This is a genomic window from Butyrivibrio sp. Su6 (assembly GCF_900108105.1).
Classification (GTDB): domain Bacteria; phylum Bacillota; class Clostridia; order Lachnospirales; family Lachnospiraceae; genus Butyrivibrio.
Genome location: NZ_FNUR01000018.1, coordinates 1 through 13,571 on the forward strand (window position 1 = coordinate 1; position 13,571 = coordinate 13,571).

A 13,571-nucleotide genomic window follows, 5' to 3' on the forward strand; every position below is an offset into this window, starting at 1 on the left:
AAAGTCTCTATTTCTGATGCTGTGATTACTTGCAGGGATTTCCTGCATAACAGAATGTCTAGTGATACAGTGGAACTGTTGTTGATAGGTAACGTCACGCCAATCCGAGAAGGCCGCACATATCCAAGAAAAAAGCATACCAAACGTGTAGTTCCACTAAGTTATAGAGCATAAATTTCTCCAAGAATAAATGGCACGGAAGAAGCAGGAGCAATCCTGCTTTCTTGGCGTGCCATTTGTTTTGCAAACAAGATATGAAGTTTTCTAAAACGGAGTTTTTATGCCATCCGTTATGTATTAAATGCACTTGAATACCTTAACTAAATGACATTGGGGACGGGGTATATGGTTCATTTTACTTGTCTTCTGTTATCCGTTTATTTCCTACTTTTCCTATTTAGGATTCTTCATACTAGGCTATTTGTTTATAGCGATTATTTGGTTGTGGATAAGGGATAAGAAAATTAGCTGGAGCCTTGTGATTTCACTTGTGGCACTTGGAATTGGCAACGTGGTATTTGAATATAGGCTTTTTAACATGATGCTCTTTTCTGATGCTGAGACTATCAGGGAGACTATGGTTCAGACCTATTTGCCATTTAATGAGATTATTGGAGAGAGTTTTGACATTTTTGTAAATGGCATGATGCATGTAGAGGACCTTCATCAGTTTTTTGTAATGCCAATCTGCCTAGCCTACCTTTTACTTTTAAATGTCAGGTATATTGTGAAAAAGAATGTCAAAGGAATCTTTACAAATTATTACAATCTTTGCTTTCTGATCATTGTATTTAACTGCGTTGTATATGGACTTTATTATTCGCAGTCAGTAGAGCATCTGATTGAAACTTTGGTTCCACCGCTTACAGGATTTCAGTACAACAGGACAATCTTTTTTAACCCATTCCTGTGGTGCACGATGTTATTTATTTTTATCTATCGACTTTATTTGTGGATAAGTAACAAAGTAAATTCAGAGCAGGGAAAGAAATCATTTATATATAAGGCATTGATAGGCATACCTTATGTGATAATTTTCGTAGCTGCTTTGATAGTTCTTGTATCACCAACTAAGTACAACGATCTGTATCATACTGCAAAGCTTACAGCTCGCAGCGAGATTTTTGGCCATGAGAATGATGCTCTTAATTTCAAAGAGTTTTATTCTACTAAGCTTTTTGATGAGATAAAAGAAGACCTTGACTATAAAACAGGCGAGTACAGCGTTGCTTATGGAATGCACCCGGCAATTCTTGAGTATAACGGGATTTATACTCTTGATGGATATTTGGGATTTTATCCACAGAGCTATAAAGAAGCCTTTAGGGAGGTAATAGCTCCTGCTCTTGATCGTATGGAACCATCCCGCTTATATTTTGATGAATGGGGAGCAAGGTGCTATCTCTATTCAGGCACGGATCTGTCGATTGTTATGGCCACCAAGAGTATGTCAGAAGTTACTGATAATGATATTTATATTAATGCGGCTGCTCTAAAAGAGCTTGGATGTAAGTATATATTCTCGCGTATAGATATAACTAACACAGATAAAACAGGGATTAAGCTAATTAAGAGTTATACAGATAATTCATCACCATACACTATTTATGTGTATACGATTGATTGAGAATACTACCGAATTTGATATTATTTCATTATCAGTTTAAAATGTATAAGGCAAGATGTGGCTATGGAAATCTTGCATTTAATCGAAAAGGGGAAACAATGGATAAAATAGCAGTTTTGATTCCTTGTTATAATGAGGAAAAGACAATAGGAAAAGTTATTCGTGATGCCAAGGCAGCTTTGCCTGAGGCTACAATTTACGTATATAACAATAATTCAAAGGACCGCACAGCAGAAATAGCTGAGGCTGAAGGAGCAATTGTAAGAAATGAATACATGCAGGGCAAGGGCAATGTTATCAGACGGATGTTCCGCGAGATTGATGCCCTTGTTTATGTAATGGTTGATGGAGATGATACATATCCTATGGAGTCAGCACCTGAGATGGTTGACCTTGTTCTTAATCATAATTCAGATATGGTAGTAGGTGACAGATTATCAAGTACATACTATGAGGAGAATAAAAGACCTTTCCATAACTTTGGAAACAACCTTGTAAGAGGAAGCATTAACAGACTCTTTAACTGCAATATCAGAGATATCATGACCGGCTTCAGGGCATTTAGTTATGAGTTTGTTAAGACATTCCCTGTATTGTCCAAGGGATTTGAAATTGAAACAGAGATGACTATTCATGCTGTTTACAACAATATGCAGATTGATAATGTCATCATCGATTACAGAGATCGCCCTGAAGGTTCAGAGAGTAAGCTCAACACTTACGCAGATGGTTTCAAGGTACTTAGGACTATAGCAAGACTTTACAGAAGCTACAAGCCATTTGGGTTCTTCTCTATTGTTGCGGCGCTGCTTACGATTCTTTCACTTATATTCTTTGTGCCAATCCTTCAGGAATATTGGGCTACACATTTAGTACCAAGGATTCCTACACTTATTGTATGCTGCTTTGTTTTAATGGCGGCTGTTCAGAGCTTTTTTGCAGGGGTTATACTGTCAACCATGTCGATCAACAACAGACGTGAGTTTGAGATGCAGCTCAACATGCTTCAGAGGCATAAAGAGACAGATCTGATGAAGTGAGATATTAGTAATGAAAAATAATAGTAAGAAGCTTTTGTTTAGTGCTTCTAAAGATTTTATATTCAGTGTTCTAGCACTGGTAATATATAACGGTGTCCTTCAGCTGCTGATCTATCCGGGACTTGAGTCCAGGGTGGGAGCGGATGCTTTTGGCACCGTTCTTTATTTGATCTCTGCGGTATCCATAATGGGGGCAGGCTTTGGCACAGCAGCCAGCTATTCTAGAATGGTAGCAAAAAAAGACAGGACAGAGAGTAACGGAGACTATAATTTATTTCTTTTGATAGTTGCCGGAATATCTGTTGTAGTGTCATTTGCAGCTCTTTTTGTCTTAGGAAACCTCGAAGCACTTTTATATATTCAGGTGCTGCTACTAATGATTGTGACAGTAGTCAGGTACTACGCTGATGTTGAGTGGCGAATGACCATCAGGTTCAAAGACTATTTTATTTTCTTTGGAATGGTCTCTATCGGCTATGTTTTAGGCCTTCTGATATATCCTGTGACAAAGAGTTGGGCAGCAACTCTCTTTATAGGTGAAGCCTTCGGCATTATTTACACTTTTTTTAGAGGGCACATTTTTAGAGGCCCATACACCAGACTTTCCGATAGCTTCAAAGAGAACATGAAGTCTTTGTGGTTTATTTCAGCCAGCAATCTCCTTGCAGCACTGATACTACACTCAGACAGGATCCTCCTTCGACTTGTAGTTGGTGGAAGAGAGGTTACTGTATTTTATGCGGCTAGCCTTATAGGTAAGATCGTCGCAATGCTTACGACCCCACTTAATGGTGTTATTATCAGCTATCTTACCAACTATAAGATTGAGCTTGATAGAAAGAAATTTGGACTTATCAGCGTATTCCTTTTAATATTAACCGCTGTCGGCGCTCTTGCCTGCACCGGAGTGTCATACATATTTGTAAAGATTATGTATCCTGACATATTTGAGGAAGCGACCAGGTTCTTTTTCCTGGCTAACCTAGGGCAGATACTCTATTTTATATCCGGTTCGCTCATGGTTGTGATCATGAGCTTTTCAAAAGAAAAGATGCAGCTTGTTATCAATAGTGTTTATGGGGCATGCTTTTGTCTTATAGTTATCCCGATGACTATGGCACTTGGGATAAATGGAATTGCCTATGGACTTGTTATTATTAGTTTCTTTAGATTTATTTTGACTGCTTTTATTGGAATTAAAAAGTTATCAAAATAGCGTTTAAATCTTAAGACTTTCTTAAGATTTGCGGCAGATATTCTTAAGATTGAAGATTATCTATTCACAAGAAAAATCAAAGTGATACAATCATATCGTAAGAAGATTTATGAGAAATACAGGAAGGATGTTGATATGAAAAAGAGATATTTGACAGCAATTGCAACTGTCATGACTTTTGTTACTGTTATTACAGGGTGCGCTCTTCAGGGGGATGATACTCAGAAGGCCACAGAGTATATAAATGATGAGACTGAGAGTTCTGACGCTTCTACTGCCATGAGTGCAGTGGATTTTGCTTCAGAGAGTGGATCAACAATTGTGGTCGATGGCTTGATGGAGCCGGTTTTGGAAGAGGCAAGTGCCTCAGCTTCAACATCTGTAGTTGAGACTCCTGCAGCAGCTACTGTTGCTACAACTGATGAAGTAAAAGAGCAGGATAAAACTGTAATGGTTTTCATGGGCGATAGCCAGTTTGCTAATGGTAGGAGCGAGGGAACTGATATTCCACATCTTATTGGTGAGAGGGTTCCTGATTCAGTTGTTTATAACCTTGGAATAGGAGGAACAACAGGTGCCATTGAGATGACAACATCTGATGTTGCACCTAGTAGCCTTGTATCAACAAGTTTTCTTGGTATGACCTATGCTTTGTCAGGGCAGGCAGACAGAAATAGTGTACTATCAGAGTATCCGGAAATCTTAGAGACTATGAATAAGGTTGATCCTAAGGAAGTTGATTACTATTTTCTTTCCTATGGAACCAATGATTTCTTTTTAGGGCTACCGCTTGATCATACTCAGTATGATGGAAATGCAATGCATTGTTTCTATGATGCAATGTGTACCGGCATTGATAAGCTGAAAGAGATAAGTCCAGACGCAACAATCATTCTTTTAACTCCGTTTTATGGTGTTTACTATGACAGTGAAAATAATCTGATTGGCGATACCTATATTGTAAGTAACTATTTTGACACTCTTGCAAACTATGCCAGAAAGTCAAAAAATGCCGCTGAGGATGAGAATGTTGAGAGTTTCGATGCAATGTTTGGTACACACTGTGACTTATACATTGATACTGCTGATCAGTATCTGATTGATGGTGTACATCTTACTCTAACAGGAAGACAGATTTTTGCTAGGCTCTTAGCGCACATTCCAAACTACATGGAAAAGAATGAACCATCAGTATATTACGATACCGACTACATCAAGATTTCTGAGTTTAATCCTGATGAGTATTATAAATATCGCGATGATATGTTAAAAGAATACTATCCTGATTATTATGAGAAACTTATAAATGGTGAGTATAAGCTTGCAAAACCTGATGCCGAGTGATTTGACTCGTACTTGAACATATGCAGACCTTCTTGACTATATGCCAGGGAGGTCTTTTTTGCTTTTTAATTGAAGAAATGTATACGTTGTTGTATACTACTCTTATTGTTAAAAGACTAACTAAAAGAGGGAAGTTAGATGAAAAAAGTACTTATTATCGGGGCAGGTCCTGCAGGACTTACAGCAGCTTATGAGCTTCTGTCCAAGTCAAAGGACTATCAGGTTGTAGTTTTTGAAGAGACAGACCAGTTTGGTGGTATTTCCAGAACAGTTAACTATAAAGGCAATCGTATGGATATGGGTGGACACAGGTTCTTTTCAAAGGTTCCTGAGGTAAATGAGTGGTGGCAGAAAATGCTGCCTCTTCAGGGAGCACCTACATATGATGATATAGTTTTAGACAGGCCTATGGCTATGGCTGAGGGCGGACCTGATCCAGAGAAGACAGACAGGGTTATGCTCCGCAGAAACAGAGTGTCTAGGATTTTTTTTGACAGAAAGTTTTATGATTACCCAATCTCACTTAAGCTTGAAACTTTCAAGAATATGGGACTTGCCAAGACAATTGCCTGCGGCTTTTCATATCTTTGGGCTATGATCTTTAAGAGAGAAGAGAATTCTCTCGAGGACTTCTATGTAAACAGATTTGGTAAAAAGCTTTACTCCATGTTCTTTGAATATTATACAGAGAACCTTTGGGGAAGACACCCATCAGAAATTGACCCATCCTGGGGAGCACAGAGAGTTAAGGGTGTATCCATCCTTGCAGTTTTGAAAAATGCTTTCCAGAAAAAGTCAGGAAAGACTGGTGGCAAGGTTGAGACTTCACTTATTGAAGAGTTCAGCTATCCTAAGCTTGGACCCGGTCAGCTCTGGGATGTCACAGCAGCTGAGATCAAAAATCTCGGAGGAACAATTGTCTGCAATGCCAAGGTTACTAAGATAAGGAAGGATGGCAATCACATAAAGGGCATCACCTATCTTTTTGACGGCAAAGAGATGGAGATTGAGGGTGATATAGTCATCAGCTCCATGCCTGTTAAGGACCTTGTTGAGGGAATGAATGATGTTCCTGCTGAGTCACTTAGAATTGCCAAGGGACTTCCTTACAGGGATTATATGACTTTAGGAGTTTTGGTTCCTAAGCTCAATCTTGAGAATAAGACCAAGATCAAGACTATTGGTAATATTGTTCCTGATAACTGGGTATATGTTCAGGACAGAACAGTTAAGATGGGACGTTTCCAGATTTACAACAACTGGTCTCCATATCTTGTAAAGGACCTGGAGCATACAGTTTGGGTTGGACTTGAGTATTTCTGCTTTGAAGGTGATTCAATGTGGAATATGACTGAGGACGAATTTGCCAAGATGGCAATTAAAGAGATGGTTACACTTAATCTTATCAGCAGTGCTGATGAGGTTATTGATTATCACATGGAAAGAGTTAAGAAGGCTTATCCTGCATACTTCGATACATACGAAGAAATGGATAAACTGGTGGATTACCTTAACACTATTGATAATCTGTACTGCGTTGGACGTAATGGACAGCACAGATACAACAACATTGATCATTCAATGTGCACTTCTTTTGAGACGGTTAAGAATATTCTTAGTGGGGAGACAGACCGCAGCAACATATGGAATGTCAACACCGAGAAGGAATACCACGAAGCTGATTCTGCACCTGAGGAAGAAGTTGAGGTAGATTAAGAATTATGGGGTGTGGCATGGGCGTCACATCCCATTTTATTATGAAAGATTTTAAGAGGTTTAATTGTGAAAAAGATTAGTATTATGATTCCGTGCTTCAATGAGGTTGAAAATGTTGAAGCCATCAGCAAAGCAGTAGAGGAGGTTTTAGTCAGGGAACTTCCACAGTATGACTATGAGATAGCATTTATTGACAATGCTTCAACTGACGGCACAAGAGATATAATTGAGAGATTATGCGCTGAAAACAAAAAGATAAAGGCTATTTTTAATGTGACCAATTTTGGCCAGTTTAATTCACCTTTCCATGGCATGTGCTCACTTGATGGAGATTGCGTTATTCCAATCTGTGCAGATTTCCAGGATCCTGTTGAGCTTATACCTGTTTTTGTGAGAAAATGGGAAGAGGGACATAAGATTGTAAGTGGAGTAAAGTCTTCAAGCAAGGAAAATGGCTTTATCTATTTTCTCAGAAGTTGTTATTACAAGCTGATCAAAAATATGTCAAGCGTTCGAATGATCGAGCATTTCACAGGCTTTGGGCTTTATGACAAAACTTTCATCCAGCTTCTTAGGCAGCTTGGGGATCCAATTCCTTTTATCAGGGGAATTGTTGCAGAGTACGGAGAAGGCTTTAACATGACAACTGTAGAGTATGAGCAGCCTCAGAGAAGAGCCGGTAAGACACACAACAATTTCTATACCCTGTATGATGCGGCAATGCTCAGCATCACATCATACACTAAGGTTGGCTTGAGACTTTGTACAATTGCCGGATTTATCTGTGCGCTTGTGGATCTTATAGTAGCTTTTGTCTACCTTGTATTGAAGCTGACTCACTGGTATAGCTTCCATGCAGGTTATGCACCCATGATCATTGGTATGTTCCTTATTGGAGCAATTCAGCTCTTTTTCATAGGACTTATGGGTGAGTATATCCTCAATATAAATACCCGAGTGATCAACAGACCTATTGTAGTAGAGGAAAAGAGAATTAATTTCTAAGGGGAATGCGTTATGCAGCTGGTATCCGCAGAATTTTTCATATTTTTGCCAATAGTTGTGGCAATCAATTTTATAGTACCAAGGAAGTTTAAGTATATCTGGCTTTTTATAACAAGCTTGTTTTTTTATGCCAGCATTGATGTAAAGAGTACTGTAGTACTGGTAATCTTTATAGCACTAGCATATGGTTTTGGACTATTGCTTGAAAAAAATAAGCAGAATACGGCAATTTTATCTGTGGCAATAGCTATCCACATAGCTGTGCTGGTTGCCTGCAAATATCTTAACTTCATAGAAAAGACTTTTCTTTCTCTTACAGGGAGAACAGAGGAGGCAGTAAATCTTAATCTTTTGGCGACTCTTGGCATTTCCTTTTACATGCTAAAGATCATCGGATACCTGATCGATGTATATCGCGGTGACCTGGTGGCTGAAAAGAATCCCCTTAAAGTCGGATTATATGTATCATTCTTCCCACAGATAACGCAGGGACCTATCGAGAGAGCAAAAAACATGCTTCCGCAGTTTAACTTTCCACTCACTGTGGATTATGACATGTTGAGGGATGGGATTCTGGAGATAATCTGGGGCTATTTTTTAAAACTGGTAGTTGCTGACAGGTTGGCTATTTACGTAAATAACGTATATGCTAATCCCATGGAGGCTGTAGGTTTTACAACTCTTGTTGCAACGGTATTTTATACATTTGAGATATATACTGACTTTGCAGGATACACGCACATTGCAATCGGTATATCCAGGCTTCTTGGTATAGATGTTATGGAGAACTTTAAGTGCCCTTACCTTGCAAGCAGCATAGCAGGATATTGGAGAAGATGGCATATCTCTCTGTCTACCTGGCTTAGGGATTATTTATATATCCCACTTGGAGGAAACAGAAAAGGTACTGCTCGTAAATATCTAAATATAATGATTGTATTTCTGGTTAGCGGACTTTGGCATGGGGCCGGCTGGACTTTTGTGGTCTGGGGGCTTCTTCATGGATTATTCCAGGTTATTGGTTATATTTTAAAGCCGGTAAGAGACTGGTGCGTAAATGTATTTAAGGTTGAGAGAAATGCATTTTCACACAGAGTATTGAAAGTATTAGTTACTTTCTTACTTGTAAATTTTGCGTGGGTATTTTTTAGAGCATCTTCACTTGGTGAAGCTCTAGTTATCATTAAGAACAGCTTGGTATTCACTCCGTGGATGCTGGCAGATGGAAGCCTATATAAGCATGGACTCGACAGTGCGGATTTCTTTGTGGCAATAGTGGGGCTTATCATCGTAGTTGTTACTGATCTTGTGAATTACAACGGATTCGTTATTAGAGAACGAATTCTTAAACAGGGAATTTGGATCAGGTACATTATCGTAATCGCAGCTATCATTTCTATCTTAGTTTTTGGAATCTGGGGCCCTGGCTACGACAGCGCTGCGTTTATTTATCAACAGTTTTGATGAACGCAGTGGAGCAATCCGTATATCATCAAAATGAATAATAATCTAGGAAAATAAAGGTCATGAAAAAAACACTAGCCAATGTATTTAAAACGATAATCTTCGTATTGCTCCTTGCTCTTGCAATTGCAGCGACTGTCGTGATAGTTAAGAGAAAAGAGAGCGATTACAAATATACCGACTTTTTTAACGAAGCCAAAAAAGACCACATAGATGTTTTGTTTATGGGCTCATCCCATGTGATAAATGCCATTAACCCGGTATTTCTTTTTGAGGAGTATGGCATAACTTCCTACAATATGGGTGGTCACGGAGCAATGCTTCAGGCAACCTACTGGGAGCTTCAGCAGGCACTTGAATACTGCACACCTAAATGGGTTGTTGTAGATACTTACATGCTCGAGAAAAACATCAGGTACCTCGATAACAGGGAAGAATTCGACGATGAGGATGAAGTAAATACATCAGTTGAACAGCTCCATTTGAACATGGATGCCTGGCCTTTAAATGATCTTAAAAGACAGGCAATTGATGATCTTATTCAGGATGAGAGCGTAAAAAAAGAATTTCTTTATGAGTTCATTATTTACCATAATCGTTGGAAATACCTAAACGAGAGTGATTTTAAGACTATAACCGGAACTGCTGACAGGAACAGACTTTTTGGTGCGGAGATGAGATACCAGGTAGAGCTTGAACCGGAGCAGTACCCTGTAGTTACAGAGGAAGATCTTTTGAAAGAGGATACAGTTGGAACAGAGTATCTTGAGAAGATAATTGAGCTCTGTCAGGAGAGAGGTATTCCTGTTGTGCTTACTTATTATCCATTTGCTGCAGAGACCAAGGATCAGGCAGCAGCCATAAGAGCAGGACAGATAGCGGAAAGCTATGATGTTCCGTATATCAATATGCTGGACCTTGATGTAATTGATGTTTACTCTGATCTCAATGACCATGGCCATTTGAATGTAGTTGGTTCTAAAAAGGTTACTGATTACATGGGGCAGTGGCTTTCTGAAACAGGAGATCTGGCAGATCACCGCGGTGATGACTCTTATAGCTATTGGCAGGAATGTGTTGATAATTTCAATGAGGAGCTTGATGATGTCCTGTTTAGTGAGGACAATTTATATATTAAGCTTGACCTTCTAAACTTAGAAGATTACAATTTCGTGCTGTATGTCAATGGAGATTCACCAGTCTTTTTGGATGATTATTTAAAGAGAATGATAAGAAATTATTCTATGACTAATAAAATAGATGGTACAAGCGGACCATATATCCTTGTAAAGGATAACTCTACCGGGAAAACTTACGAGGCCTGTGAGAGTGAGGAACTTACAGCTATGAGTACCGCCCTGGGAACACTTAATTACAGGCCTGTTGAGCGGTATTTCAGGCTTCTCTACAGCGATGAAGATCCGGATACCAATTATCTGTATGACGAGGCACATTATCTGAATGACATTCAGCTCATCATATATGATGAAGATGGCGAGATTTTAGAGCATGATTACTATAAGTCAAACGGCGGCAATTACGTTCGTTGAGATATATTTTTTAATGGAGGTTTTTTATGAACGATAAGGTTTGTATCGTAGGAATTGCAGGAGGAACAGCATCGGGCAAGACAACAATTGTCCGCATGATAAAGGAAAAGTTTGGGGATGATATTGTAGTAATCAATCATGATTCATATTATAAGGCGCACAATGACTTATCCTATGAGGACAGGACCAGACTTAACTATGATCATCCTGAGTCTTTTGATACAGATCTTCTGATTGAAGATGTGAAAAAACTTAAGAATAACATAGCTATTGATGTGCCTGTCTATGACTATACCATTCATAACAGGGCTGATGAGACAGTTCATGTTATACCTAAAAAAGTAATTATTGTAGAGGGTATTCTTATTCTTGAGAACAAGGAACTCAGAGACCTTATGGATATCAAGGTCTTTGTGGAGACTGACGCAGATGAGAGACTTATGAGAAGAATTCGCCGTGATATGGTTGAGCGAGCACGTAGCATTGATTCAATCCTGAAGCAGTACACAGAGACTGTTAAGCCAATGCATGAGCAGTTCGTAGAACCTAGCAAGAAATACGCTGATATCATCATCCCTCGTGGCGGAGAGAACTTAACAGGTATCAGCATTCTTCAGGAGCACTTAAAGCTCATGATGCAGGAGTGATATGGCGTTAAACTTTTGGGGAGGACTGTATTTTGTTGCAAATTGTTGGTGAGGTTTTTAAGCTGATATTTTGGCTGCTTTGTGCGCCAATGGTTATCGGTTTGCTATTCAACTTTATATTGCCGAAAGAGAAGAGAAGTGTTGGAGTGACTTTTCTGCTTGGCTTTTTGATCTACCTTGCAGTATTTGAGGTTATCGCAATATATTGCATGACTACGATAATGTATAGTGCATTTGCATACTGTGTGAAATACTTTTTGATAGCTTCATGGATACTGATAGTGCTGGGAATAGTAAGAGCTTGTTACGCTTATTTTATCAAAAAGGATAGAAACTTTATAGTGTCCGATAAAGCCATAGTAATGAAGATTACTGCTCCTAAAGTCTACTGGCTTCTTTTCTTTGGACTCCTTGCATTTCAACTTGTAATGGCAGTTGTTATGGCGAGCTTTGATGGCGACGATGCGTATTATGTGGTTGAGTCATTGCTTGCGCAGCAGGCTGATGTTATGAATACGATTTTACCCTATACCGGAAATTCTACTTCCCTTGATATTAGGCACGCTCTTGCTGTTATAACTATGTGGATTGGTTTTATTGCCAAGGTAAGCGGTGTTCATGCAACAATTGTGTCACACTCTGTTATACCACTATTATTCATTCCGCTAGTTTACCTGGTTTACGCACAGATTGGTAAAGTTCTTTTTAAAGATAAAAAAGAGATGGTGCCTGTATTTCTGATTATTGTGAGCTTTCTCATGATGTTTGGAAATGTTTCGCACTACACTCCTGCAACTTTCTTTTTGATGAGGACATGGCAGGGAAAAGCTATGGTTGGAAATCTGGTATTCCCTATGATTTTCTGGATTTTCCTTGAGATGTATGAGAATGTGAATGCTAATAATAAAGAAATATCTGTGGATAAAGCAGGTACAAGTTCAGCTTATTTGTGGATAATGCTTGCTCTTGTAAATATGCTATCAGGCATGTGCAGTGCTATGGGAGTTATCTTTGGAAGTGGGATAATAGCTCTTTTATCACTTCTTCTTTTGATATTTAGCAGGAATTTGAAGGTTATTATAGGAGCTTTCTTTTGCATGATACCAAACCTTATCTATCTGGCTCTTTACTTCTCAATCTGGACAAGTGGCATGTGAGGTGACCTATATGTACGGAATATTCATGGAGTGCTGGGTTGCACTGAAATTGTATGGCGGAAATGGAGTGCTGCTTTTAATGTTTTTGGCAGCTGCTATCTACATTGTGGCCAGTGAAAAAGATATAAAAAAGAAAATCGTTTTAGGCATACTGCCGCTGGTAATCCTTATAGTATTTCTTTTCCCTATCACTAAGATTGTCTATGTGGCGCTGTTTGATGATGGGAGTGATACATATTACAGGATATTGTGGCTTATTCCTATGTACGTGGTTATAGGATATGGTGCCTGCAAGGCTGTCATGAACTTCAAAAAGGTTGCTGTAAGAAGAGGAATGCTGGCGCTTATACTGTTGATAATTGCCGTGACAGGTTCTTTTGTTTATGCCAATCAGTATATGTCAAAGGCTGAGAATCTCTATCACATTCCTCAAAACGTTATTGATATCTGTGAAGTCATAGCGCCTGAGGATGGAGAACCAAGAGTTAGAGCAGCATTCCCATCTGAGCTTGTGCATTTCGTAAGACAATACGATACAGATATACTCATGCCCTATGGCCGCGAGATGGTAGTAACACAGTGGGATTATTACAATGCTGTGTATGAAGTTATGGAAAAGCCGGAGACAATAGATGCCACAGCTCTTTTGGAAGCAACCAGGCAGACTAAGTGTCATTACATTGTTATTGCTGATAGCAGAAAAATAGATGGTAATCTGGTGAATATGGGACTTGATGCGATAGCAAACATTGATGGATATACCATTTATGAGGATCCGATGGTAGAGAAGTAATGGTATAAATGG

Annotated in this window: 11 protein-coding genes; all 11 read left to right on the plus strand. The window is 39.0% G+C overall.

What is annotated here, in order from left to right; translation table 11 throughout:
* Positions 1-352 precede the first annotated feature (352 nt).
* The 11 genes from C4S54_RS15085 to C4S54_RS15135 all read left to right on the plus strand — a co-directional run bounded on the left by C4S54_RS15085 (position 353) and on the right by C4S54_RS15135 (position 13,559).
* Positions 353-1,627, plus strand: coding sequence for a DUF6044 family protein (locus tag C4S54_RS15085; RefSeq protein WP_278308929.1), 1,275 nt, complete (start codon positions 353-355; stop codon positions 1,625-1,627).
* A 98-nt stretch (positions 1,628-1,725) separates the two neighbouring features.
* Positions 1,726-2,667, plus strand: a complete 942-nt coding sequence (locus C4S54_RS15090) for a glycosyltransferase family 2 protein (protein WP_103870225.1) — start codon at positions 1,726-1,728, stop codon at positions 2,665-2,667.
* Positions 2,668-2,677: 10 nt separating this feature from the next.
* On the plus strand, positions 2,678-3,883 hold the full coding sequence (locus C4S54_RS15095; RefSeq protein WP_103870226.1) for a lipopolysaccharide biosynthesis protein: 1,206 nt from the start codon (positions 2,678-2,680) through the stop codon (positions 3,881-3,883).
* 135 nt (positions 3,884-4,018) lie between these two features.
* Entirely contained in the window at positions 4,019-5,227 is a 1,209-nt protein-coding gene (locus C4S54_RS15100) for an SGNH/GDSL hydrolase family protein (RefSeq protein WP_103870227.1), read from the plus strand.
* Positions 5,228-5,365: 138 nt separating this feature from the next.
* Positions 5,366-6,943: an NAD(P)/FAD-dependent oxidoreductase gene (locus C4S54_RS15105; protein ID WP_103870228.1), complete on the plus strand. Its 1,578-nt coding sequence runs from the start codon at positions 5,366-5,368 to the stop codon at positions 6,941-6,943.
* Positions 6,944-7,009: 66 nt separating this feature from the next.
* On the plus strand, positions 7,010-7,948 hold the full coding sequence (locus C4S54_RS15110; RefSeq protein ID WP_103870229.1) for a glycosyltransferase family 2 protein: 939 nt from the start codon (positions 7,010-7,012) through the stop codon (positions 7,946-7,948).
* A 12-nt stretch (positions 7,949-7,960) separates the two neighbouring features.
* On the plus strand, positions 7,961-9,412 hold the full coding sequence (locus C4S54_RS15115; protein WP_103870230.1) for an MBOAT family O-acyltransferase: 1,452 nt from the start codon (positions 7,961-7,963) through the stop codon (positions 9,410-9,412).
* A gap of 62 nt (positions 9,413-9,474) precedes the next feature.
* On the plus strand, positions 9,475-10,962 hold the full coding sequence (locus C4S54_RS15120) for a hypothetical protein (RefSeq protein ID WP_103870231.1): 1,488 nt from the start codon (positions 9,475-9,477) through the stop codon (positions 10,960-10,962).
* Positions 10,963-10,988: 26 nt separating this feature from the next.
* Positions 10,989-11,609 (plus strand): uridine kinase, encoded by a 621-nt coding sequence (udk, locus tag C4S54_RS15125; protein ID WP_103870232.1) that lies wholly within the window; start codon positions 10,989-10,991, stop codon positions 11,607-11,609.
* Positions 11,610-11,641: 32 nt separating this feature from the next.
* Positions 11,642-12,766: a DUF6077 domain-containing protein gene (locus tag C4S54_RS15130; protein ID WP_103870233.1), complete on the plus strand. Its 1,125-nt coding sequence runs from the start codon at positions 11,642-11,644 to the stop codon at positions 12,764-12,766.
* 10 nt (positions 12,767-12,776) lie between these two features.
* Positions 12,777-13,559 (plus strand): hypothetical protein, encoded by a 783-nt coding sequence (locus tag C4S54_RS15135; RefSeq protein WP_103870234.1) that lies wholly within the window; start codon positions 12,777-12,779, stop codon positions 13,557-13,559.
* Positions 13,560-13,571 lie beyond the last annotated feature (12 nt).

What these genes read in the sequence shown, in the direction of transcription:
- C4S54_RS15090 (WP_103870225.1), top strand. Translation starts at nt 1,726, where the DNA reads ATGGATAAAATAGCAGTTTTGATTCCTTGTTATAATGAGGAAAAGACA.
- C4S54_RS15095 (WP_103870226.1), top strand. Translation starts at nt 2,678, where the DNA reads ATGAAAAATAATAGTAAGAAGCTTTTGTTTAGTGCTTCTAAAGATTTT.
- C4S54_RS15100 (WP_103870227.1), top strand. Translation starts at nt 4,019, where the DNA reads ATGAAAAAGAGATATTTGACAGCAATTGCAACTGTCATGACTTTTGTT.
- C4S54_RS15105 (WP_103870228.1), top strand. Translation starts at nt 5,366, where the DNA reads ATGAAAAAAGTACTTATTATCGGGGCAGGTCCTGCAGGACTTACAGCA.
- C4S54_RS15115 (WP_103870230.1), top strand. Translation starts at nt 7,961, where the DNA reads ATGCAGCTGGTATCCGCAGAATTTTTCATATTTTTGCCAATAGTTGTG.
- C4S54_RS15120 (WP_103870231.1), top strand. Translation starts at nt 9,475, where the DNA reads ATGAAAAAAACACTAGCCAATGTATTTAAAACGATAATCTTCGTATTG.
- udk (WP_103870232.1), top strand. Translation starts at nt 10,989, where the DNA reads ATGAACGATAAGGTTTGTATCGTAGGAATTGCAGGAGGAACAGCATCG.
- C4S54_RS15135 (WP_103870234.1), top strand. Translation starts at nt 12,777, where the DNA reads ATGTACGGAATATTCATGGAGTGCTGGGTTGCACTGAAATTGTATGGC.